A 23259-nucleotide genomic window follows, 5' to 3' on the forward strand; every position below is an offset into this window, starting at 1 on the left:
CTTGGAGTGTGATTAAAGACCTGCTGTTACGCAAAAAAGGATGTCTAAGCCAATAGCTTAAGACATCCCATAATTCATATAGTAATCCCTGAATCCCTGATCTATCGAGTCCCATACTCGCTAAATCTTTTATGCCTTTTCGCCAAGCTCTCTGCGAATCTTCAAGAACACTTGGTAGCTGCGTTCCGCACATTCCGAAATCGCTATCGGATGAAATCCGGGCAGATCGGCATATAACGTATCGTGAAGCGGTTCGATCCATGAAGCCGGCAACTTACTTGCTCCAAGCTTCGCTCCCATAATTGAGCCCACAGTAGCCCCGTTACAGTCTGTATCCATCCCACCGTATACGGAAGTAACGACTGTTTTTTCAAAATCATTCCCGCCATAAACAAGCGACGCAGCTACAAGAGCAGCATTATTATTTGTATGGACCGCATCATAGTGACTAAAAGTATCCCAAATGTTACGAACCAACTCCCGCTCACTTTTGGCCTTCTGCGCAATATCTATCCCCCGCAAAACATCACTGGCCAGACGACTGGTACGCGGAATCTCGCTAAGGCCAATCTCTAGGATCCGTTCATTATCCTTCTCTGCAAAAGCTGCCGATATCATCGCCGCGTTAAACATCTCACCGTAGATGCCATTTTTCACATGTGAAAATGAAGCGTCGCGCCAGCCTAGTTCTGCCGCAAGCTCAGGATAACCTGCTGCGCCATAAGCCAGTCCATCTGCGCGTATAGCGGCACCAATCCACTCGCGGTAAGGGTTTAAGTGCATCCGCACTCTTTCCTGCCGCACCAGCCAATCCGCAGGCTTCTCGCCATGCAGATGAGAGGTCTCCTGCGCAAAATTCATATATGACTGTGTCTCCGCCGTGCACACCTGACTATATGTTAAATGTGTATGCCACAGCTTTCCGATATCCCAAGAATCCCAGTTCAGACCCTTCTGCTCCAGCAGCATAAGACCCAGGACAGTGTAGCGAATATCGTCATCGCTTTCCATATACTTGATCGTCTCGCGGGTACTCGCATGTGTCCATTCACTTAAGCCAAGACCATATTCAGCCTCTGCCCGTGAATGCCCAGGCGTATAGCCAGTAATTGGCCAGGCGTCCGCACCCTGAAACCATAGCTCAATATTCTCCCAGCCCGGACGGCCATCTTTCCCATAGAGATAGTCCCAATACTCCAGCGGTTTCCCGAGTGCGCAGCCGACACTTCTACCGAGCCAGGCTCCATAGAACTTATCTCTCCATTCCGCTTCGCTCCAGTCCGCCTCAAGCTTACGTGGGCCTTCTGGACGTAGATGACGAATCTCCTCCAGAGAGGATGGCTCTTGATACGGAAAATCCTCACTGATCGTAAGCTCCATTAGCTCATTGTATACCTGCATCAGCTTGAGCTCATCGGCACCAGCAGCCGCTAGCTTATCCGCAAAACCCTCAATCAGACAACCTTCTTCTCCACGCTGAGCAATTTCAAACTGCACGGTCTCTTGAAGTCTCTCCCATCCTGCCATAGGCTACTTCCCTTCAGCCGCTAGCAGCAGCTCTTGATCAAGCTTTTCCAGTGAATCAAAGATCAGCTTCATAAATGCTTCCCGGTCAACGCCCACCAATACTTGCACATTCGCTGGACGATCCGTCTTCTTCCGTCTGTCTGCAACTGTCATTCCCCGCGTCAGCTTGCCTTCTGTCTCCACCGTTACATATAGATGCTTAGATTCAAATAGTTCCGGATGCAGCAGCCAGGCAACAGCACATGGATCATGCAGCGCACTGCCGACATAGCCCATTTTTTTACCGTAAATCGAATAGAAATCCAGCAATTCTCCGACCATTGTAGACACTGGTCCCCGCTCTTTCAATGCTAGGATCTCATCTTCAAAAATAGCAGCCTTATCGGTCACATCCAGACCACTCATTGTGATCGGAATCCCCGACTCAAACACAATACGGGCTGCTTCAGGATCTACATAGATATTAAACTCCGCAGTAGAGGTGACATTCCCATAAGAGATACCTCCCCCCATCAGTGAGATTTTTTCAATTCTGTCTTTAATCTCTGGATAAGCCGTGATTAGCAGTGCGATATTTGTTAAAGGAGCCATCGGCACGAGCGTAATCTTCTCCTCTGAAGAACGGATGATATTCAGCATAAACTCCACAGCACCCTGCTCTACAGGGCGGAATTTACTTGGAGGCAAAAGCGGCCCATCCATGCCCGATTCTCCATGCGCTTCCTCACCTGTAACAAGCTTGCCGAACAGTGGGCCAGCAGCCCCTTTAGCTACAGGAATGTCAGCATTCACGAAGCTGATCACCTTCAGGGCGTTTTCCGTGATTTTATCTAAAATTTGGTTTCCACCAACCGTTGTAATCCCGCGCAGATCTAACTTCTCCGAATTTGCTATGGCAAGCAGTATCGCTATTGCGTCATCATGCCCTGGATCGCAGTCAATAATAATAGGTGTTGGCATAGTTACTCACTCCTTGTCTGTGTATCAATCATTTCAATCGCTATTTAACTAGCGGGCTTTTAAGTTTTTTATTTTTTTTTCGTGTCTCAGATACTGCGTAGATCACAAGTCCAATTACTGTGGCTACATAAGGAAGAGTGGCGATTAGCTCCGCAGGAATCTTCAACACCTGTAGCGCATTCGACAATGCATCTGCAGTACCAAATAATAAAGAGGTCAGCGCCGTGCCTACGGTCGTACTTCTTCCCATCGACTCAGCGGCAATGGCAATCCAGCCCCGGCCAGCGATCATATCGCGGGTAAACAGTGACAAATACCCCATCGACATATAAGCACCGCCTAAACCGGCAAAAAATCCGCTAAGCAGCAAAGCCATATACTGTATTTTTACAACACTTACACCCACGGATTGAGCCGCATGTGGATTTTCACCCACTGAACGAATGCGCAGTCCAAGCGGTGTACGGTTTAATAGATAGTAGACAACAAACACAGCCAATATAGAAACATACGTCAGAATGTGATGCCCCGATAAAATAGGTCCAAGCACCGGGATATCCTTCAACAAAGGAATCTGGACACTAGGTAGAACTTTACTCGCCAGCGAAGTGGAAGAACCCTTATCGCCACTAAGCAGATAGAGGATAAACACAGTGCCTCCCGAAGCGAACATATTAATGGCCACACCCCCGAGAATGATATGTGTTTTGAATTTCAGGGTGAAAAAAGCTAATATTCCAGCGATCAATGTTCCAGACAGCACCGCCCCAAGCAGACCTACCCATGCGCTATGTGTATAGCTGCTTATGATGACACCCGCTAAAGCGGCAACAAGCATGATGCCCTCCATCCCAATGTTAATGATCCCTGCACGGTTGGAGATGAGTGCGCCGAGCGCGGCGAACAGAATCGGAGTCGTCACGCGAAGGACAGAGAACGCAAAGTCAGTTGTAAAAATCACATCAAACAAACTATTCACGCTTCCTTCGCCTCCTTCAAGAGCATCCGATTTTTCCAGAATTTCAGAAATTGCTCAGCCGAAATCAGAAGAATGATAATTGCCTGTATAATTGAGATCATCTCTGAAGGTACATCAGACAGACGCGCCATCATGTCAGCCCCAATTCGAATGTACGCTAGGAATAATGCAGAGCCGATTACGGACAGCGGATTATTTTTGGCTAACATCGCTACAAGGGCACCATCCAAACCATAACCAGGCAGTGACGTCCATTGGAAACGGTTATACATCCCCAGCACTTCTACGGAGCCCCCCATACCTGCGATAAAACCTGCAATCAAGTGGACGAGAATAATAACCTTGGCTGTCTTCATACCGGAATAACGGGCAAAGTCCCGGTTGATGCCTGTCATGCGCAGCTCATATCCCCATTTCGTTTTGTATAGGAATAGATGAGCTGCAATAATAAGCACGATAACGATAATAAGACCGGTATGAATACGGGTGCCCGAGACCATTTTACTCAGCAGTGCCGTTTTCTCGAATTTGTAGGATACATTGGCAAAAGCTTTAGCATCACGCAGATGATAGTTCAGTAGGTATAGCCCTACTCCGAACAAAATATTATTGAACATTAAGGATGTAACCAACTCATTAGCATTCCATTTTGCCTTCAGAATACCAGGTATTGCCGAGAGCAATGCTCCTACAATTGAACCTGCAGCAATAGCTACCATCGGATGCAGCCAGCCGTCCAGCGTTAAATGAATAGCCAATACGGAAGTTACAACACCGGAGAAATAGAAAATCCCTTCAGCTCCCAGGTTAAACATATTGGCTCGAAACAACAAGGATACTGCCAACCCAGTGAACATGAGCGGAATCGCCATCTCAATCACATTACCAATATGACCTTTACTGGATAACGGCTCTAATAGGAATATACCAATCGTCTTCACAGGCTGATTACTGACCAAAGAGATGATCAGAAAGGCAATAGCGAGTGCAATAACGATTACCGCCGATGTCCGAATGTACTCAAAATATTTAACTTTAAACATGATTTACGGCCCTCCCGATGTGCTCCTCGTCCTGTCGATGAATCCCCAGCATATAAAGACCTAATTCTTCCTCACTAACCTTAGATGGCTCCTCGAAAAAGGCAACAATCTTACCCTCGTACATTACTAACAGACTATCGCTGATCTCCAAGATCTCATTCAAATCTGCCGACACTAGCAAAATCGCGCAATCGTCTGAACGTAATTCCAACAACTTTTGATGTATGAACTGGGCTGCGCCTATATCCACACCCCGTGTCGGCTGTTCTGCAATAAGCAGCTGCGGTTCAGTCGAACACTCTCTAGCTACGACCACCTTCTGCATATTACCGCCTGACAACATTCCTATGGGCTGAGAAGGTCCTGAACAGCGGACTTTAAATTCCTCTACAAGGGATACTGCTAGCTTGGCAATTCGTGAGCCATTCAAAAAAAGACCTTTATTCATTGCTTTTGTACGATACTGAGTAGATAGCAGATTATCAGCTATGCTTGCTTCACTAGCGATCCCTTGCCACATCCGATCCTCCGGTATATAGGAAACGCCTAGCTTACGAATATCCAAAATATCCGATTCACGGATATCCTTTCCCTTCACTAGTACAGAACCCTGACTTGAGACACCTCTCAAGCTACCTGTAAGAGCTTCAATAAGCTGTGTCTGCCCGTTGCCTTCTACACCAGCAATCCCAACGATCTGCCCACCACGTACCGCAAAATTGATATCCGACAATAATGCTTTGCCATCTGCATCATTCACACCGAGTCCCTGCACCGTTAGTACTGGCTCACTAACAGCCAGAATCTCTTTGTCATATTTCAGCACGACATCTCTGCCGACCATTAACCGCGAGATTTCCTGTTCTGTCACATCCTGTGTTTGAAAAACACCTTCACTACGGCCGCTGCGCATAATCGTAATTCTGTCGCAAATCGCTTTGACTTCCTTTAATTTGTGCGAAATAAAAACTATCGTATGCCCCTGTTCCCTTAATTGCTTAAGCTCGCGGAACAATTCCTCTGTTTCCTGTGGAGTCAACACCGCAGTTGGCTCATCAAGCACCAGAATTTTCGCACCACGCAGCAGCGCCTTAAGAATCTCAACCTTTTGCTTCATCCCAACTGTAAGATCCTCTACTTTTGCCTTTGGATCCACGGCCAGATTGTATTTCCTTGCGGTCTCTTCCGTCATGCGCACAGCCTCGGCATAATTAATGCCAACTCCTCTGCGCGGCTCCATACCCAGCACCATATTCTCTGCCACCGTAAAAGAAGGTACCAACATGAAATGCTGGTGGACCATGCCGATGCCTCTATCAATGGCGTCCTGAGCGGATTGCAGCTTTACTTTTTCACCCTTGATATAGATCTCGCCTTCACTTGGCTCTTCCATGCCGAACATAATCTTCATTAAAGTCGATTTACCTGCACCGTTCTCACCTGCAATCGCATGTATTTCTCCCTCACGTAAAGAAAAATGCACGTCTTTATTTGCAACGACGCCATTGGGATATACCTTGGTAATTCCCCGCATTTCCAGCAGAGCTGTGTACATAGGTCTCAACGCCTTTCAACTTGGAGGTCTGCAAAAATATACAGCTGGAATTCCCCTGACTAGAAGAATCTCCAACTGTAGGTTTATCTCTATAGAGCTGATCTTAAGATTTAAAGCTTAAGGCTTAACTGCGTTACGAATAGCTTCTACCTCTGCGGTTTCCATCCCCATCGCATTATCCACTTTAATTTCTTTATTGATCAGCTTTTGCTTCACTTCTTCAACCTTGGCCTGAAGATCAGCCGGGAATACATTTTTATAAATATCATTCTCAGCAATACCTACACCATCATCTACAAAGCTCATTACATCACGTTTGCCCATTTCTAGCGTACCCTCTTGCAATCTCTTCACTGCACCTAGAATAGCCGTATCAATCTTTTTAATAGATGAAGTAACGATTAGATTTGCTTTTTCACTATCTGTATCGTTAATCAACATTGCCTGATCGGAGTCTACACCGATTGCATATTTTTTCTTCTCTTTAGCTGCGTCAAAGATCCCAAGACCTGTACCCCCAGCCACGTTAAAAATAACATCCACACCGGAGTTATATTGAATTAGAGACAGCTCCTTACCTTTTGCCGGGTTAACAAAATCACCAGCGTACGACACAGCCACTTTTACATCAGGATCAACGTACTGAGCACCTTGAATGTAACCGACCAAGAAAGCATTAATCCCCGGAATATCCATACCGCCCACAAACCCAATCACATTCTCAGGGGTAGCATTCGGCATATCCGATTGTGTAGCTAATGCTGCTACTGCACCTGCCAAGAAAGATACTTCATTTGTCGCATAAGACATGTTGTACATGTTATCTGGTGCTTCATCGATGTCGGTATCATAATTAATGAATTTTTTGTCTGGATACAATTCTGCCGTTGCATTAAACATCTCTGTAATTTCAGAACCGCCAGAAATAATTACATCCCAATCCTCGGAAGCGATATCGTTAAATGTAGGCTCCCATTTCGTTTTATCAACGCCCATTTCAACAACCTTTGTTTCTGCACCAAGTTCATCCTTAACCTTTTGCAAGCCGTTATTAGCGGAATCAAAAAATGATTTATCCCCAAGTGTCCCCGGAATCAGCAATACAACCTTGAGTTTATCCCCTGCACCTGTTTCTCCACCCTCAGCAGCGTTTGATCCAGTATTCGCAGAAGAACCGTTATTGGACGTGTTATTCCCACATGCTGTGACCAGAACCATCACCATTAATAACAACAAAGAAAGAACTTTTTTATTCATTACTCTATTCCACCCCTAATTTTAGTTGGTTAGTAATCCGCAGAATCCCATCTTCACCCATTGTATAATTCACGGTTCAAATGGAAATTCTCTTTTTTCCAAATAAAGTATCATTAAAAGTAATAAATTTAACGTTTAGGCTCAAAAATAGCAATAAAAATACCATTATTATTAATAATCCGCTTTATTTCCGAACGAGATGGCCAGTCAGGTTGCGAACTTTCGGATTTATTGATACGATCATAACAAATATTATTAAAAATAATTATATGATTTCGGTCATTGTTTTGTACGATTCGGCTAAAACATAAGTATTGGAGGATCATCATGGATCGTGTTCTATATATTGTAAGTGCCACACATGAGCTAAATACTTATATCCCTCCACACCAGCATGAATGCTACGAACTAGTCTATTATTTACAGGGGGTAGGGACAACCAATGTTGGCCCACGAAGTTACCATTTTCGCTCCTCTTCTTTCGCGCTTGTGCCACCCAATCATAAACATGACGAGCACCACCGTGAGGATGCAAATGTATTATTTGTAGGCTTCCACTCGGAACACCCTAATATGAGTAATCTGCTCGGCGTATATGAAGATGATAAAGATCAGACCGTTCTTCAAATCCTGCTGCGAATGAAAGCAGAGTTTACACGCAAGCAAGACGGATTCTCTGAGCTTCTAAACCTACAAATGAGCGAGATTACCGTCCATCTTATGAGGCTTCTTAGTGCCTCTGGATATCAATCCCCAACAGAAGATCGAGTACAATATGTCCTTAATTATATGAATGAGCATTATCGCCATAAATTGTCCGTCGAAACACTATCAGAAATGTCCGGATATAGTTACGATCGTTTTCGCCATCTATTTAAAGAACGTTTCGGGTCTTCACCCCTGCGGTATTTGCTGTTAAAACGCCTGGATTATGCAAAGTCTCTATTACGTCATACTCAGATGCAAATCTCTGAAGTATCTGCTGCTGCAGGTTTTGTGAACGATGCCCAATTCTGCAATATGTTTAAACGAGAAATAGGTCTTACCCCGCGAGCATTCCGCATTAATAATCAATCAGGTTAATCACTAATCAGATTAAAAAAAGCCGTTGAAATAGAGAAACTCTCTATTCAACGGCTTACTGCTGTAAACCCAAGGACATAAAGAAAAAAGGTTTGTAAGATTGCTTATAAAAGCATTCTTACAAACCTTTTTAAGATACCGGCGAGAGGACTCGAACCTCCACGGTTTCCCACTCGATTTTGAGTCGAGCGCGTCTGCCATTCCGCCACGCCGGCACATATGAACTAAATGGAGGCGCCACCCAGATTTGAACTGGGGATAAAGCTTTTGCAGAGCTTTGCCTTACCACTTGGCTATGGCGCCATGAAAACTTGGAGCGGACGACGGGAATCGAACCCGCGACCCTCGCCTTGGCAAGGCGATGCTCTACCGCTGAGCCACGTCCGCATAAAATGGCTGGGGATATAGGATTCGAACCTATGAGTGACGGAGTCAAAGTCCGTTGCCTTACCGCTTGGCTAATCCCCAATAACATTTTAAAGTAAAATGGGGCGACTGATGGGTCTCGAACCCACGAATGCCGGAACCACAATCCGGTGCGTTAACCCCTTCGCCACAGTCGCCATATTAAGTTGATATTGTTGCCATTATTCATTTTAAAGTAAATGGGGCGGCCGATGGGTCTCGAACCCACGAATGCCGGAACCACAATCCGGTGCGTTAACCCCTTCGCCACGGCCGCCATATTAAACTTTAGAAAGAACTTGGCAGGGGCAGCAGGAATTGAACCCACACCAACGGTTTTGGAGACCGTTGTTCTACCTTTAAACTATGCCCCTAAAAACTGGTGGAGGATGATGGATTCGAACCACCGAACACTCACGTGAGCAGATTTACAGTCTGATGCGTTTGGCCACTTCGCTAATCCTCCAAGGATGGTGCCGGCGAGAGGACTTGAACCCCCAACCTACTGATTACAAGTCAGTTGCTCTACCAATTGAGCTACACCGGCATGGCACTCATTCTTTTGTGATGATAAATGGTGGCTCGGGACGGAATCGAACCGCCGACACGAGGATTTTCAGTCCTCTGCTCTACCGACTGAGCTACCGAGCCATGATGAAAATGGCGGAACCGACGGGATTCGAACCCGCGATCTCCTGCGTGACAGGCAGGCATGTTAGGCCAACTACACCACGGTTCCAAAAGATATAATTGCTTAAGTTAATTGGTTGCGGGGGCAGGATTTGAACCTGCGGCCTTCGGGTTATGAGCCCGACGAGCTACCGGGCTGCTCCACCCCGCGTCAGTAAGAAAGTGTTATGGTGGAGGCTGAGGGGATCGAACCCCCGACCCTCTGCTTGTAAGGCAGATGCTCTCCCAGCTGAGCTAAGCCTCCATAAACAACAATTGTTATTGTACCAAAGTCCACTAGGATAAATCAAGTAAAAATTTGGTGACCCGTATGGGATTCGAACCCATGTTACCTCCGTGAAAGGGAGGTGTCTTAACCCCTTGACCAACGGGCCATACTAATTAAAAATTTGTGGCGGAGAGAGAGGGATTCGAACCCTCGAGACGCTTGTGGCGCCTACACGATTTCCAATCGTGCTCCTTCGGCCAAACTCGGACACCTCTCCATATGGCTCCCCGAACAGGACTCGAACCTGTGACAACTCGATTAACAGTCGAGTGCTCTACCAACTGAGCTATCAGGGAATATTCATACCAGGCTTGATGCCTGAAAACTGAATCCGAAACAAATCTGCATTCTACGTATAGGATAAGCCCTCGACCGATTAGTATTGGTCAGCTCCATGCATTGCTGCACTTCCACCTCCAACCTATCTACCTCGTCGTCTTCAAGGGGTCTTACTAATTGGGAAATCTCATCTTGAGGGGGGCTTCACGCTTAGATGCTTTCAGCGCTTATCCCGTCCGTACGTAGCTACCCAGCCATGCTCCTGGCGGAACAACTGGTGCACCAGCGGTACGTCCATCCCGGTCCTCTCGTACTAAGGACAGCTCCTCTCAAATTTCCTGCGCCCACGACAGATAGGGACCGAACTGTCTCACGACGTTCTGAACCCAGCTCGCGTACCGCTTTAATGGGCGAACAGCCCAACCCTTGGGACCTACTTCAGCCCCAGGATGCGATGAGCCGACATCGAGGTGCCAAACCTCCCCGTCGATGTGGACTCTTGGGGGAGATAAGCCTGTTATCCCCAGGGTAGCTTTTATCCGTTGAGCGATGGCCCTTCCATGCGGTACCACCGGATCACTAAGTCCGACTTTCGTCCCTGCTCGACTTGTAGGTCTCGCAGTCAAGCTCCCTTATGCCTTTGCACTCTGCGAATGATTTCCAACCATTCTGAGGGAACCTTGGAACGCCTCCGTTACTCTTTAGGAGGCGACCGCCCCAGTCAAACTGCCCGCCTGACACGGTCCCCGTACCCGGTAAGGGTACTAGGTTAGAACCTAGATACGATCAGGGTGGTATCCCAACGGCGCCTCCACCGAAGCTTGCGCTCCGATTTCTACGGCTCCCACCTATCCTGTACAGATCGTACCCAAATTCAATATCAAGCTGCAGTAAAGCTCCATGGGGTCTTTCCGTCTTGTCGCGGGTAACCTGCATCTTCACAGGTATTAAAATTTCACCGGATCTCTCGTTGAGACAGCGCCCAAGTCGTTACGCCATTCGTGCGGGTCAGAATTTACCTGACAAGGAATTTCGCTACCTTAGGACCGTTATAGTTACGGCCGCCGTTTACTGGGGCTTCGGTTCATAGCTTCGGGTTACCCCTAACCACTCCCCTTAACCTTCCAGCACCGGGCAGGCGTCAGCCCGTATACTTCGCCTTGCGGCTTCGCACAGACCTGTGTTTTTGCTAAACAGTCGCTTGGGCCTTTTCACTGCGGCCCCCTCGTGCTATTCACACTACCGGGGCACCCCTTCTCCCGAAGTTACGGGGTCATTTTGCCGAGTTCCTTAACGAGAGTTCTTCCGCGCGCCTTAGAATTCTCTTCTCGCCTACCTGTGTCGGTTTGCGGTACGGGCACCTTCTCCTGGCTAGAGGCTTTTCTTGGCAGTGTGAGATCATGACCTTCGCTACTACAATTTTCGCTCCCCATCACAGCCCAGCCTTATCGATGTGCGGATTTGCCTACACATCAGCCTCACTGCTTAGACGGACATCCATCAGTCCGCGTCACTACCCTCCTGCGTCACCCCATCGCTCATAGCGGATTACGGTGGTACAGTAATTTCAAACTGTTGTCCTTCGACTACGCCTTTCGGCCTCGCCTTAGGTCCCGACTTACCCTGAGCGGACGAGCCTTCCTCAGGAAACCTTGGGCTTTCGGCGGATCAGATTCTCACTGATCTTTTCGTTACTCATACCGGCATTCTCACTTGTGTAGTGTCCAGCGCTCTTTTCAGTACACCTTCAACCCCTACACAACGCTCCCCTACCCCAGATGCAAAGCATCTAGCCATAGCTTCGGTGGTGTGTTTAGCCCCGTTACATTTTCGGCGCAGAGTCACTCGACCAGTGAGCTATTACGCACTCTTTCAATGGTGGCTGCTTCTAAGCCAACATCCTGGTTGTCTGTGCAACTCCACATCCTTTCCCACTTAACACACACTTGGGGACCTTAGCTGATGGTCTGGGCTGTTTCCCTTTTGACAATGGATCTTAGCACTCACTGTCTGACTCCCGGCAATAAGTATATGGCATTCGGAGTTTGACTGAGCTTGGTAATCCTTGCGGACCCCGCACCCAATCAGTGCTCTACCTCCACTACTCTTATACCGAGGCTAGCCCTAAAGCTATTTCGGGGAGAACCAGCTATCTCCGAGTTCGATTGGAATTTCTCCGCTACCCCCACCTCATCCCCGCACTTTTCAACGTACGTGGGTTCGGGCCTCCAGTGCGTGTTACCGCACCTTCACCCTGGACAGGGGTAGATCACACGGTTTCGGGTCTACGTCCACATACTAATTCGCCCTATTCAGACTCGCTTTCGCTGCGGCTCCACCTTCTCGGCTTAACCTTGCATGTTAAACGTAACTCGCCGGTTCATTCTACAAAAGGCACGCCATCACCCATTAATAGGGCTCTGACTTTTTGTAAGCACACGGTTTCAGGTTCTATTTCACTCCCCTTCCGGGGTGCTTTTCACCTTTCCCTCACGGTACTGTTTCACTATCGGTCGCCAGGTAGTATTTAGCCTTAGCAGATGGTCCTGCTGGATTCATACGGGGTTTCACGTGCCCCGCACTACTCGGGATCCGTCTCGGAGAGAACACAGTTTAGGTTACAGGGCTTTTACCTCTATCGCGGGCCTTTCCAGACCTCTTCACCTACCATATTCCTTTGTAACTCCATGTGAGACGTCCCACAACCCCTAAGAGCAAGCTCTTAGGTTTAGGCTGTTCCGCGTTCGCTCGCCGCTACTGACGGAATCACTATTGTTTTCTCTTCCTCAGGGTACTTAGATGTTTCAGTTCCCCTGGTCTGCCTCTACATTTCCTATGTATTCAGAAATGAGTAACTGCGAATTACCACAGCTGGGTTTCCCCATTCGGACACCCCCGGATCAAAGCTTGCTTACAGCTCCCCGAGGCAGTTTCGTTGTTCGCCACGTCCTTCGTCGGCTCCTGGCGCCTAGGCATCCTCCGTGTGCTCTTATTAGCTTAACCTTGATTTTTCCGCAGGAAAATATCATACGATGACATTCTCTTTGGAATCATCTCACTAATAACATTTACTTGTTTGCACAAGTTGCTAAAAGATGTTCTAAAACGCAAATTCGTTTCGGTATCCAGTTTTCAAGGATCAAGTCTTACTTGAGAGCTTAAACTCTCAAAACTGAGCAACGAGTGAGTAACAGGCCTAAACCTGAGTTTTGGAAGCTTAGCTTCCGATTTGAATGTTCTCATTGCAGAGAACGATTCTCCATAGAAAGGAGGTGATCCAGCCGCACCTTCCGATACGGCTACCTTGTTACGACTTCACCCCAATCATCTACCCCACCTTCGGCGGCTGGCTCCCTTGCGGGTTACCCCACCGACTTCGGGTGTTGTAAACTCTCGTGGTGTGACGGGCGGTGTGTACAAGACCCGGGAACGTATTCACCGCGGCATGCTGATCCGCGATTACTAGCAATTCCGACTTCATGCAGGCGAGTTGCAGCCTGCAATCCGAACTGAGACCGGCTTTGATGGGATTGGCTCCACCTCGCGGCTTCGCTTCCCGTTGTACCGGCCATTGTAGTACGTGTGTAGCCCAGGTCATAAGGGGCATGATGATTTGACGTCATCCCCACCTTCCTCCGGTTTGTCACCGGCAGTCACTCTAGAGTGCCCAGCATTACCTGCTGGCAACTAAAGTTAAGGGTTGCGCTCGTTGCGGGACTTAACCCAACATCTCACGACACGAGCTGACGACAACCATGCACCACCTGTCTCCTCTGTCCCGAAGGCCGCTGCTATCTCTAGCAGATTCAGAGGGATGTCAAGACCTGGTAAGGTTCTTCGCGTTGCTTCGAATTAAACCACATACTCCACTGCTTGTGCGGGTCCCCGTCAATTCCTTTGAGTTTCAGTCTTGCGACCGTACTCCCCAGGCGGAGTGCTTACTGTGTTAACTTCGGCACCAAGGGTATCGAAACCCCTAACACCTAGCACTCATCGTTTACGGCGTGGACTACCAGGGTATCTAATCCTGTTTGCTCCCCACGCTTTCGCGCCTCAGCGTCAGTTACAGCCCAGAAAGTCGCCTTCGCCACTGGTGTTCCTCCACATATCTACGCATTTCACCGCTACACGTGGAATTCCACTTTCCTCTTCTGTACTCAAGCCACCCAGTTTCCAGTGCGACCTCAGGTTGAGCCCAAGGTTTAAACACCAGACTTAAATAGCCGCCTGCGCGCGCTTTACGCCCAATAATTCCGGACAACGCTTGCCCCCTACGTATTACCGCGGCTGCTGGCACGTAGTTAGCCGGGGCTTTCTTCTCAGGTACCGTCACTCCGGTAGCAGTTACTCTACCGGACGTTCTTCCCTGGCAACAGAGCTTTACGATCCGAAAACCTTCATCACTCACGCGGCGTTGCTCCGTCAGGCTTTCGCCCATTGCGGAAGATTCCCTACTGCTGCCTCCCGTAGGAGTCTGGGCCGTGTCTCAGTCCCAGTGTGGCCGTTCACCCTCTCAGGTCGGCTACGCATCGTCGCCTTGGTGGGCCGTTACCCCACCAACTAGCTAATGCGCCGCAGGCCCATCCCTCAGTGACAGATTGCTCCGTCTTTCATTCTTCTCTCAGGAGAAAAAAGAAATTATCCGGTATTAGCTACCGTTTCCGGTAGTTATCCCAGTCTGAAGGGCAGGTTGCCTACGTGTTACTCACCCGTCCGCCGCTAAGTTACTTTGAAAGCAAGCTTTCAAAGTAACTCCGCTCGACTTGCATGTATTAGGCACGCCGCCAGCGTTCGTCCTGAGCCAGGATCAAACTCTCCAATTAGTATTGAAAAGAGCGATATGCTCATTTTGAAACATCTGACGAGAAAATTAATTCTCTAATTTTGGATTTCACTTACGTGATTTCCTACTCACTCGTTGTTCAGTTTTCAAAGATCAAGCTGTTCATTTCGTCGATGCGTTGTTCAGCAGCGACCTTTATAATATATCACAGCGTCCTCGTTTTAGTCAACCTTTTTTTTAATTTCTTTTTTTGGTTGTCTTTCGAATGTTTTCGAAAGCACATCTCTGTGTCAGAGGGACGAGTTATAATTTAACACATGAACAAGGAAAGAGTCAACCATTAATTTTTCTGAATAAATATGAGCGTTTCATATTAGTAAACAAACAAAAAGAGAGTGCTCAGCCTCTCCCTATCCTTGCTCATCTCTCTATAATTAAACATCTTCTGCTGTATCTAATTCATCTCTATAATGTATAGCGGATCGCATGCCCTTCTCCCTCGTGAACATCAGCCCAAGATGTAATCTCTCGGATTAGCGAACGAGAAACCAGCTTTCGTAAAACAAGGGGTAGTTCAGACTCTAATTGACTCAGACCTGAATGCTGCAGTAATTCTTTAATGCTCCATGCTTCCTTACGGCTATTCAAAATATTAAAGAGCAATAGACAACAGTCCGTCATTTTGGACATAATCCCAAATTCACATGCAAGAAGCACAAGCTCCACACGTTGCTCTAAGGTCTCAGTACTGACCGTTAACTCCTCATAAAGTTTATGAACGGAGGTATTCATGCTTTTAACCTGCTCCCAAATAGCTGGCTCGGGGAAAGCACCCACTTCACTCACTTCTATTCTTGCCCAATGATATAAGGCTATCAATACACAGTTGTAAGCATCCATAATAAAGCCAGCCTCTATATAGCGCTTGGATTTCACATACATATGCAAAAAGCGAGCAAACTCCATAAATGCGACCCGTTCCTTAATCGGTCCTTCAAATTGTAATATCTCGCGGCGCATTTCCTCGAGTATTCCCTTGGGGTCCCAGATCACTTCCCCCCTCATCAAACTGATAAGAAGTTCGTTATTATCCCCTGCCATAACAGCCTGCTCCAAAGCAAAAAGGCCGATATGGACTGACTGGGTCCGTTGGTCACCGGCAATGGTATGGCGAACAATATGCTCTCTATCCTGTTCTTCATGCAATACTAACACTACCATATCAAAATCTTGAAGAAGTGCGCTTTGAAACGGAATATCCCCATTCTGCCGCAAAACGACCGCTCCTAAAACATTCTCATCAAACGTTTCTCCACTCAACAAAGTTACATTGGACAATTCCATGCTTCCCTCCATTAAATTTGGCGATTTTGCGTCCAGTCAGTTATAATTCAGTTATAATTATTATTCTACATATGAAAGACAGTTCCTTCTGGACAACCCAACTATATTTAGTTAGGAGCAAACACTCATGAAGTTTAAAACGGCTAAGATCAACGCTTTTCGCACATGGGGATTACTGCTCACAATGCTCGGAATGGGACTTATGGTTTTGGGTACAGCGGGCATCGTGTTTTGGGGCTCAACCGGAAAAGTATTCGCTGGAATCGGTCTTGTAATCGGTTTAATCTCAATGATGGCAAGTCTTGCAATCTATTTCTGGGCTGGGATGCTGTCAACTAGCGCAGTCCAACTGGAATGCCCTGAATGTCACAAGCTGACCAAAATGCTGGGCAAAACAGACCGCTGTATGTTCTGCCATACCATCCTTACTATGGATCCAGCTGAGGCCAATATTACTGCGGAACAACTTAAGAGTCAGCAGCTTAATCAATAAAACACATCTTACAGAAGCTTATTACTAGCGATTTATAATGCAATCAAACATTTGCTTAATACAACAAAGGGGCCCCTATATTGGGAGCCCCTTTGTTTATTATGAATGAAATAATAATTACTTATGAATCCCTTGTAATGCCTCCCACGCAGACGGATTACTAAAGCTGCGATTCCATGAACCGATGCCACCAAGCCCTAAAGACTTAGCAAGCTCAACTCTAGCTTTTAAAGAAACTTTGTCTTCGATCCATATTTTTTTAAGAGCGCCATCCTCCTTATACTCAACGTAATTCTGCCCTGCTGCCTTATCAAAGGTTGGGGTCAGCTTCTTCTCTTTAATAATTTTTTCAACGGCATTCATACTAACCGATTTAGAGCTTACTTTGGTCTTGCCATCCACCTGGGCCTCAGTCCAGATTCTAGTATACAGTGGAATCCCTAGAATCAGCTTCTCAGGCGGCACATCGTCTTCCTCTATAATCCGGCTTAACGAGCTTTCTACCCACGGCAGAGACGCAACAGAGCCCGCTACAGGACTAGCAGCCCAATGCTCGTCATAAGCCATAACAATAAGATAATCAACTACTGAATTAAGAGCCCTACGATCAAGGAATGCTGACCACATCTCACTGTTGGATTTAGGGGTTACGTCTATGGAGACGATTAAGTTTTTGGCTTGAGCCATAGGTTTTAGCTCTCGCATAAATTGTGTAACATTCTCCCCGTCTTTCGTATATACATTCTCAAAGTCAATATTAATTCCATCCAGCTTGTATAAATCTGAATACTCGAGGATCTGTACGATCGCGTTCATCCGCTTCTCATAGCTCGACAATGCCTCAGTGGTTATGTCTGGTTCAAAGCTATTGCTGAGCAGCCCCCATACTTCCAAACCGCGCTCATGGGCCCACTGCACATACGCACTATCAGCCTGACTGCGCACATTCCCGTCACCATCTATGATACTGAACCAAGTCGGGCTAGCCACGTTAACGCCCGGAAGCTCACCGAATGTACTTGGGTCAGGTTTGCGTTGATAAACAGCTTCCCAATACAAATTCACTGACTTCCCTTTCCAGCTTCGTTCTGCCCGTGAGGGAGTGGTGCTTTTGGGTTCCACTGTCTTTTGACCGTCTGAGATAATATCACTGGCCTTGGTATAACCCGCATAACCGCTGCTTAACTGCACATACAGCCAGTCCTCATTTTCCTTATTCCAAATACTCACGATGGCACCTGGGGACATATCGGCCACGATGGGTGCGTGAATCGACGCTTCGCTGCGAAGAGCGACTGTCTTATCACCTGCTTCACCTTTCACTTTCCCCAGCGGTACAGTCTCCCCTGCTGTCATTAACAGCACAGCCCCGGTAGTCGTATCCTCTTGAATCTCAAACCCATACAGGTCTTCTAAAACATCCGCAGGAAGATAAGTTATCTTCTCCTTAACTTCAGGTGCCAGCCGCAGCTGCAGCGGACGATTGTTCAGACTAGCATCGGTTTTATCCTCTTGCATATATAGAAGTTCACTTTCCGTTGATAGGATGACCGATTTAGTCTTTTCTTCATAACGAATAGATGAGTCCACATGTTCCTGCAGTAATGGTAGAGGTAAAAGCATGCTATCACCGGTCCCTGAGGCGGAATATCCTGTTAGCTCTCCTTTTACGAAGATAGGATGTTCTAGGCCTTTCCAGTCTGGATCGATGTGCTGGCGATTTGGCAATACAAAAAACACAACCCAATAAGCTGCTGCCGCAATGAGCAAAAGTCCAAAAAAGCGTCGGAAAAGACCTCCGCGCTTTTTGACGCGTTTCTGTCTATATCTTCTGTCCAAAATATATCCTCCAAATATTAGATGATTTTAAGTTAAGTCTAACAATACGATTATAACATCCACTTGGTTCCGGATAACCAGTATAAGTTAGTCATTTTCACTATATTTTGTTATTTTGAAAAAAAATAAAAACGTGAGTCCTCCGCTTTCGGATTTCACACGTTTATTGTGTAGCTTGGCTATACGCCCTTAAGTACAGTAGTATTCTGTCTTATTGTTGCTTCTCTCTGCAACATTTGCAAACTCCATGCAATTCCATACGCAAACCCGTAATTTTGAAGCCCGTTTCCTGCTCTGCATGTATCTCTACATCATGAAGCGAAGGATAACTAAAATCTTCAATCTTACCGCATAGCTGACAGATGACATGATAATGATCAGATACATTGGCATCAAAACGACTGGAACTATCCCCGTAGGTCAACTCGCGAACCATGCCGGCTTCCATAAACATCTTGAGATTATTATATACAGTTGCTACGCTCATGCTCGGAAATTTCGGCTCTAGCGCCCGGTATATATCGTCAGCTGTAGGATGATTCATTGCTTCCATCAAATACGTAAGAATCGCATGACGCTGGGGCGTTATACGGACACCTGTTGTCTTTAATTGTTCCAGTGCATGTTGTACTCCACTCCCCATTACTGTCACCGCCTTTTGAATTTAAAAATAAAAGAAATACTTCTTAAGATTGTAAGACCGATTTTTCAATATTGTCAACGAAGTCTATACATTATATTTATTATTATATAAGAAAAATTACTTTTTTCAATATTTCCTAACATTTAGATTGCTATTTCCTTCAACATGAAGCTTGAACTCGCCGGTCCCCACTTCACCTGATACTTTTTTCTTATCAATTGTAAGTTCAGGCAAATCTGAAGTAATATCACCATATCCACTGGATCCATTCACTGTATAGTTGCTTAACATCGGTAAATACAATTGAATGTCACCAACTGCGCTATAAATGTCCCAATCTCCAGCGACATCAGAAGAGCGAACATCAATGGTACCATTTAGAGATTCGGCATGTAGCTTGGATCTGGCTCCATCCACCTCTAAATTACCGTTTTTGGTAGTAATATCGATATCATTGCTATTTCCGACCGCACTAATATTGCCGACAGCCGTCGATAATTTCAAAGCACCGGTAACATCCCAAGCATTCATATTGCCTCCGCTCGTTGTTAAATCAACGCTGCCTTGAACAGATCTGGCACGGACAGCTCCATTCAGTGTTTTTCCCTTAACATTACCAAAGATACGATGAAGGATCAGCTCTCCATTCCCCGTTTCCAGAGAAATGTCTTCAATGGCTTCTACATTCTGCAACGTGATCCCGCCATTCATAGTGCGAACATCGAGATTAAAGCGGCGATCCTCCGGCAAGTAAATATCTAAATCCATGCGTGGCTGGCGTTTACCGGATTCTCCATAGGCCTTGCTATTCGAGGTGATTTTTATGTTGGGCCCTTCAACAACGTCCACAAAGGACTGTTCTGATATAGCTTCAGCCATCGGCCCATCCAACTGATCTACCCAAACTGTCGTTGTAATTTGAATATCATCCACCGGAGCACGGTGTAATAAAATATCACCATTAATACTATCAATAGATATTTTTGCTGTATTTAATTCCACCGGAACAATTAGCGGGGCTTTCTGATATTTGCTGCCTTTAGCCTCACCATAGTCCACTGCTGCTGCCGTCAGGTTTAGACTGACATTTTTCCATAGATATAAATAATGTTCTTGCTCTGCAACAATAAATACACTCGCAGCTAGCAATATAGCAGATAAAAGCCCACGTAAATCCAATCTGATTCTGGTTCCCTTGGCTGAACGGTTAGAGAAGATAAACATCAGCAGGAACTCAATCCCCCATAACACCGGGATGACTGGCCACCACTTCAAGAGCAGAAGCATATAGTCAGTTCCCTCTCTCCAATCCAAAAACAAAGGAACAGAAATAGCTATCAGTAATACAGAAGCCGTATATCTTCCCACGCGCCGCTTGCGAGGTTCATTGTCTTTACGCTGCACAACTGCTCTGGCAATTTCTCTAGCTCCTATAAATAAGCCACCGCATACTAAAATGACAGACACGGCCATTTCGGCATAATGTTCAATAAAGAACTGGAGCCATGTTGGTTTCTGCCGGAACAGAATAAGCAGGGCGCCCCCTAAGAGCAATAAGAGTCCAAAGGATATCCCAGGCTCGCTGACGATACTACGACGTTTAGGAGCCTCGTTTGCTTTGGTCACAGAAATAGCAAGATCATGATCCTCTGGGAAGCGAAGAAGCCTGTCCGCTGATTGCAATACGTCATACACGTTATAAAAATAGATCACTGGAATAATGAGCGCAAGTAAAATAAGCAGTGGAACATTGATCTGCATCCCGATGGATGAGAAATACAATAAAGCTGAGATATCCAAAAGAATTAGAAAGATGAAGGTGATCCCTTTTCGGAGAAGTCCAAAATACAAATGCCCCGTCCCAGGGATGAGTGCTGCCAGCAGTCCAGCAATAAATTTACGTTTGCGGTGGCGCCGCTTCGGACGCGGAGGAATAATCCTCTTCTGTATCTCATTTTCCTTAGTCTCTATATCAACAGAACCTTGCAGTTCTTCCTGCTCTGGGAGCATTGCAGAGTCATGTTTCATTTTGGACTCCTCCTTTCGTAAATAGTTGTCTATGAATATCTTTTTTCAAAGCGAACCACTCCGATGAAATTCAATCAATTCAACTCCTGGAGCGACTTCCTCCACACCGGTAGGCAGAAAACCATGTTTACTGTACAACGAAACGGCAGGTGTATTCTTTTTGCCTGTCGACACAATGAATTGCTCCATCCCTGCAAAATGCTCAAATACATATTCCAAAAGATGGCTAGCGATACCTCTACGAAAAAAGTCCGGCCCCACCATCATTCGTGTAATCGTCAATTTTCCAGGAGATTCTTCCTCTACAGCAACAGCACCCATTAGTTCCTCATCTTTATCGAAGCAGCCATAAAAACCCTCTTTAGAGCTGCTGAGCATTTCTCTCGTCTCCATCAGAGGTGGTATTTCACGAAAGCCTATAAGTTCAGCTTCCAGTCTATAGGCCTTATGCTGAAGACTCCATAATTCATTAACGGTGCTTTCATCCTGCAGATTTAGCTTGTTAATTGTATTCATCCTAACCAGTCCCCTTATATGCCGCTAAGGGCCTGCCGTTGCCGACAAGCCCTTAGCTTATTACATAAGTATATTACCCCAATTATAAACGCCTCTGGCGTCCTTTTACAGACGACAAGCGTTTAGCTGCTCAATACCTCGATGAGAAGTTTATTAGCAAGACCCGGATTCGCCTTACCTTTACTTTCTTTCATGACTTGTCCGACCAGGAAGCCGATTGCTTTCTGTTTACCCGCTTTATAATCTTCCACTGATTGCGGATTGGCGGCTACGACTGCTTCCACTATCCCTTTAATGGCACCTTCATCGCTGATCTGCACTAGACCTTTTTCCTCAACGATAACAGCTGGCAGTTTACCGCTCTCTAGCATTTCTTTAAATACTGTTTTAGCGATTTTGCTGCTGATGGTTCCGGCTGCAATCAGCCCGATCATCTCGCCTAGCCCTTGTGGTGTAATTTGTACCTGCGACAACTCCAGATTATTACCATTCAAATAGGCAAGCAAGTCACCCATAATCCAGTTAGCTACAGCCTTGGCATCCTGCGTATAGGCAAGACACCCTTCGAAAAAGTCCGCTAACAGTTTAGAGGATGTAATGACGCCTGCATCATAAGCTGTCAGGCCCAGTTCCTCGCTATAACGTGCTTTCCGAGCATCCGGAAGTTCTGGAATCGTTGAACGAATGGATTCTTTCCAAGCATCATCAATATGCAGAACGATCAAGTCCGGGTCCGGGAAGTAACGATAATCATGCGCTTCTTCTTTCCCGCGCATCGATAATGTTTTCCCTTGTGCTTCATCCCAGCGGCGAGTCTCCTGCACAACAACTCCACCATCATCCAGGATCTCAGCCTGACGATATTGTTCATACTCCAGTCCACGCAATACACCGCGGAAGGAGTTCATGTTCTTAAGCTCTGCTCTAATGCCGAATTCCTCTTGTCCTTCTGGGCGTAGACTGATGTTCGCGTCACAGCGCATCGATCCTTCTTCCATCTTGACATCGGATACGTCACAATACTGCATAATCGCACGGATTTTCTCCAGATAAGCACGAGCTTCCTCAGGGGAGCGCAGATCAGGTTCGGATACGATTTCGATAAGCGGTGTTCCCACCCGGTTAAAATCGACTAACGAGGCAAAACCGCCATCTACGTGCGTAAGCTTACCTGCATCCTCTTCCAAATGAAGACGAGTAATGCCGATCCGTTTGGTCTCTCCGTTAACTTCAATGTCGATCCAACCGTTCAGGCCGATAGGCTGATCAAATTGTGAAATCTGATAAGCTTTTGGTGAATCCGGGTAAAAATAGTTCTTGCGGTCGAATTTGCTAACATCACCAATGGTGCAATTCAGCGCCATCGCTGCTTTCATAGCGTATTCTACCGCTTGTTTGTTGAGCACTGGCAATACGCCGGGGTGACCCAAGCAGACAGGACAGGTATGAGTGTTAGGTGGGGCTCCAAATTCAGTGGAGCATCCGCAAAAGATTTTTGAGTTGGTATGAAGCTCTACGTGAACTTCCAAGCCGATGACCGTTTCGTATTTAGACATAAGTAATCCCA

The 23259-nt window shown here is 46.5% G+C and carries 14 protein-coding genes, 16 tRNA genes and 2 rRNA genes; 2 read left to right on the forward strand and 30 right to left on the reverse strand.

Annotated features, from left to right (window positions below; all coding sequences use genetic code 11):
• Window positions 1–129: 129 nt before the first annotated feature.
• The 6 genes from MHH50_RS26600 to MHH50_RS26625 form a co-directional block, all read right to left on the reverse strand.
• Window positions 130–1527 carry an ADP-ribosylglycohydrolase family protein gene (locus tag MHH50_RS26600; protein WP_340011345.1) on the reverse strand — a complete coding sequence of 466 codons (1398 nt, stop codon included), beginning with the start codon at window positions 1525–1527 and terminating at the stop codon, window positions 130–132.
• A 3-nt stretch (window positions 1528–1530) separates the two neighbouring features.
• A complete protein-coding gene (locus tag MHH50_RS26605) occupies window positions 1531–2487 on the reverse strand; it encodes a nucleoside hydrolase (RefSeq protein ID WP_340011346.1) in 957 nt (318 codons plus the stop codon).
• A 40-nt stretch (window positions 2488–2527) separates the two neighbouring features.
• A complete protein-coding gene (locus tag MHH50_RS26610; protein WP_036685567.1) occupies window positions 2528–3466 on the reverse strand; it encodes an ABC transporter permease in 939 nt (312 codons plus the stop codon).
• The gene (locus MHH50_RS26615; protein WP_036685569.1) at window positions 3463–4509 is read right to left on the reverse strand and encodes an ABC transporter permease; all 1047 of its coding nucleotides are present in this window, start codon (window positions 4507–4509) and stop codon (window positions 3463–3465) included. The genes MHH50_RS26610 and MHH50_RS26615 overlap by 4 nt, the downstream gene beginning before the upstream one ends.
• Window positions 4502–6064 carry an ABC transporter ATP-binding protein gene (locus MHH50_RS26620; RefSeq protein WP_340033672.1) on the reverse strand — a complete coding sequence of 521 codons (1563 nt, stop codon included), beginning with the start codon at window positions 6062–6064 and terminating at the stop codon, window positions 4502–4504. Before MHH50_RS26620 ends, MHH50_RS26615 begins: the two co-directional genes overlap by 8 nt.
• 117 nt (window positions 6065–6181) lie before the next feature.
• Window positions 6182–7321 (reverse strand): BMP family ABC transporter substrate-binding protein, encoded by a 1140-nt coding sequence (locus MHH50_RS26625; RefSeq protein ID WP_340033673.1) that lies wholly within the window; start codon window positions 7319–7321, stop codon window positions 6182–6184.
• A gap of 327 nt (window positions 7322–7648) precedes the next feature.
• On the opposite strand from MHH50_RS26625, the gene MHH50_RS26630 reads away from it, so the two are divergent.
• Window positions 7649–8404 carry an AraC family transcriptional regulator gene (locus MHH50_RS26630; RefSeq protein ID WP_076130295.1) on the forward strand — a complete coding sequence of 252 codons (756 nt, stop codon included), beginning with the start codon at window positions 7649–7651 and terminating at the stop codon, window positions 8402–8404.
• 136 nt (window positions 8405–8540) lie between these two features.
• Here MHH50_RS26630 and MHH50_RS26635 read toward each other — a convergent pair.
• From MHH50_RS26635 to MHH50_RS26725, 19 genes are all read right to left on the reverse strand, one after another.
• Window positions 8541–8619 (reverse strand) — tRNA-Leu (locus tag MHH50_RS26635).
• 14 nt (window positions 8620–8633) lie between these two features.
• Window positions 8634–8707: transfer RNA gene (locus tag MHH50_RS26640), tRNA-Cys, on the reverse strand.
• 9 nt (window positions 8708–8716) lie between these two features.
• Window positions 8717–8791: transfer RNA gene (locus MHH50_RS26645), tRNA-Gly, on the reverse strand.
• Window positions 8792–8797: 6 nt separating this feature from the next.
• Window positions 8798–8872, reverse strand: a tRNA-Gln gene (locus tag MHH50_RS26650).
• 19 nt (window positions 8873–8891) lie between these two features.
• A tRNA-His gene (locus MHH50_RS26655) sits at window positions 8892–8967 on the reverse strand.
• A 43-nt stretch (window positions 8968–9010) separates the two neighbouring features.
• A tRNA-His gene (locus MHH50_RS26660) sits at window positions 9011–9086 on the reverse strand.
• A gap of 23 nt (window positions 9087–9109) precedes the next feature.
• Window positions 9110–9183, reverse strand: a tRNA-Trp gene (locus MHH50_RS26665).
• A 6-nt stretch (window positions 9184–9189) separates the two neighbouring features.
• Window positions 9190–9275 (reverse strand) — tRNA-Tyr (locus tag MHH50_RS26670).
• Window positions 9276–9280: 5 nt separating this feature from the next.
• A tRNA-Thr gene (locus MHH50_RS26675) sits at window positions 9281–9356 on the reverse strand.
• 28 nt (window positions 9357–9384) lie between these two features.
• Window positions 9385–9460: transfer RNA gene (locus tag MHH50_RS26680), tRNA-Phe, on the reverse strand.
• A 10-nt stretch (window positions 9461–9470) separates the two neighbouring features.
• Window positions 9471–9548, reverse strand: a tRNA-Asp gene (locus tag MHH50_RS26685).
• A 25-nt stretch (window positions 9549–9573) separates the two neighbouring features.
• Window positions 9574–9650: transfer RNA gene (locus tag MHH50_RS26690), tRNA-Met, on the reverse strand.
• A 17-nt stretch (window positions 9651–9667) separates the two neighbouring features.
• Window positions 9668–9743 (reverse strand) — tRNA-Val (locus MHH50_RS26695).
• Window positions 9744–9798: 55 nt separating this feature from the next.
• Window positions 9799–9873: transfer RNA gene (locus MHH50_RS26700), tRNA-Glu, on the reverse strand.
• A gap of 18 nt (window positions 9874–9891) precedes the next feature.
• Window positions 9892–9984 (reverse strand) — tRNA-Ser (locus MHH50_RS26705).
• A 3-nt stretch (window positions 9985–9987) separates the two neighbouring features.
• Window positions 9988–10063: transfer RNA gene (locus MHH50_RS26710), tRNA-Asn, on the reverse strand.
• A 60-nt stretch (window positions 10064–10123) separates the two neighbouring features.
• Window positions 10124–13049 (reverse strand): 23S ribosomal RNA (locus MHH50_RS26715).
• Window positions 13050–13311: 262 nt separating this feature from the next.
• Window positions 13312–14869 (reverse strand): 16S ribosomal RNA (locus tag MHH50_RS26720).
• The 16S and 23S rRNA genes sit together here with 16 tRNA genes alongside, the layout of an rRNA operon.
• A gap of 425 nt (window positions 14870–15294) precedes the next feature.
• Window positions 15295–16173 carry a nucleotidyltransferase-like protein gene (locus MHH50_RS26725; RefSeq protein WP_076128632.1) on the reverse strand — a complete coding sequence of 293 codons (879 nt, stop codon included), beginning with the start codon at window positions 16171–16173 and terminating at the stop codon, window positions 15295–15297.
• A 127-nt stretch (window positions 16174–16300) separates the two neighbouring features.
• On the opposite strand from MHH50_RS26725, the gene MHH50_RS26730 reads away from it, so the two are divergent.
• Window positions 16301–16666 carry a DUF2614 family zinc ribbon-containing protein gene (locus MHH50_RS26730; RefSeq protein ID WP_036680151.1) on the forward strand — a complete coding sequence of 122 codons (366 nt, stop codon included), beginning with the start codon at window positions 16301–16303 and terminating at the stop codon, window positions 16664–16666.
• A gap of 117 nt (window positions 16667–16783) precedes the next feature.
• Here the strand turns inward: MHH50_RS26730 and MHH50_RS26735 are convergent, their stop codons facing one another.
• From MHH50_RS26735 to gatB, 5 genes are all read right to left on the reverse strand, one after another.
• Entirely contained in the window at window positions 16784–18505 is a 1722-nt protein-coding gene (locus tag MHH50_RS26735) for a glycosyl hydrolase family 18 protein (RefSeq protein ID WP_076193678.1), read from the reverse strand.
• 211 nt (window positions 18506–18716) lie between these two features.
• Window positions 18717–19148, reverse strand: coding sequence for a peroxide-responsive transcriptional repressor PerR (perR, locus tag MHH50_RS26740; protein WP_036680160.1), 432 nt, complete (start codon window positions 19146–19148; stop codon window positions 18717–18719).
• 126 nt (window positions 19149–19274) lie between these two features.
• Window positions 19275–21176, reverse strand: coding sequence for a DUF4097 family beta strand repeat-containing protein (locus MHH50_RS26745; protein WP_340033676.1), 1902 nt, complete (start codon window positions 21174–21176; stop codon window positions 19275–19277).
• A gap of 45 nt (window positions 21177–21221) precedes the next feature.
• The gene (locus MHH50_RS26750; protein ID WP_076146333.1) at window positions 21222–21692 is read right to left on the reverse strand and encodes a GNAT family N-acetyltransferase; all 471 of its coding nucleotides are present in this window, start codon (window positions 21690–21692) and stop codon (window positions 21222–21224) included.
• A gap of 122 nt (window positions 21693–21814) precedes the next feature.
• Window positions 21815–23248 carry an Asp-tRNA(Asn)/Glu-tRNA(Gln) amidotransferase subunit GatB gene (gene gatB / locus MHH50_RS26755; protein ID WP_172628862.1) on the reverse strand — a complete coding sequence of 478 codons (1434 nt, stop codon included), beginning with the start codon at window positions 23246–23248 and terminating at the stop codon, window positions 21815–21817.
• Between the last annotated feature and the right edge of the window lie 11 nt (window positions 23249–23259).

The organism is Paenibacillus sp. FSL H3-0302, from assembly GCF_037982245.1.
GTDB classification, from domain to species: domain Bacteria; phylum Bacillota; class Bacilli; order Paenibacillales; family Paenibacillaceae; genus Paenibacillus_AQ; species Paenibacillus_AQ odorifer.

Bases quoted from the DNA above. Each gene is read 5' to 3' on its own strand.
- MHH50_RS26600 (WP_340011345.1), bottom strand. From the start codon at position 1,527: ATGGCAGGATGGGAGAGACTTCAAGAGACCGTGCAGTTTGAAATTGCT.
- MHH50_RS26605 (WP_340011346.1), bottom strand. From the start codon at position 2,487: ATGCCAACACCTATTATTATTGACTGCGATCCAGGGCATGATGACGCA.
- MHH50_RS26615 (WP_036685569.1), bottom strand. From the start codon at position 4,509: ATGTTTAAAGTTAAATATTTTGAGTACATTCGGACATCGGCGGTAATC.
- MHH50_RS26620 (WP_340033672.1), bottom strand. From the start codon at position 6,064: ATGTACACAGCTCTGCTGGAAATGCGGGGAATTACCAAGGTATATCCC.
- MHH50_RS26625 (WP_340033673.1), bottom strand. From the start codon at position 7,321: ATGAATAAAAAAGTTCTTTCTTTGTTGTTATTAATGGTGATGGTTCTG.
- MHH50_RS26630 (WP_076130295.1), top strand. From the start codon at position 7,649: ATGGATCGTGTTCTATATATTGTAAGTGCCACACATGAGCTAAATACT.
- MHH50_RS26725 (WP_076128632.1), bottom strand. From the start codon at position 16,173: ATGGAATTGTCCAATGTAACTTTGTTGAGTGGAGAAACGTTTGATGAG.
- MHH50_RS26730 (WP_036680151.1), top strand. From the start codon at position 16,301: ATGAAGTTTAAAACGGCTAAGATCAACGCTTTTCGCACATGGGGATTA.
- perR (WP_036680160.1), bottom strand. From the start codon at position 19,148: ATGGGGAGTGGAGTACAACATGCACTGGAACAATTAAAGACAACAGGT.
- MHH50_RS26745 (WP_340033676.1), bottom strand. From the start codon at position 21,176: ATGAAACATGACTCTGCAATGCTCCCAGAGCAGGAAGAACTGCAAGGT.
- MHH50_RS26750 (WP_076146333.1), bottom strand. From the start codon at position 21,692: ATGAATACAATTAACAAGCTAAATCTGCAGGATGAAAGCACCGTTAAT.
- gatB (WP_172628862.1), bottom strand. From the start codon at position 23,248: ATGTCTAAATACGAAACGGTCATCGGCTTGGAAGTTCACGTAGAGCTT.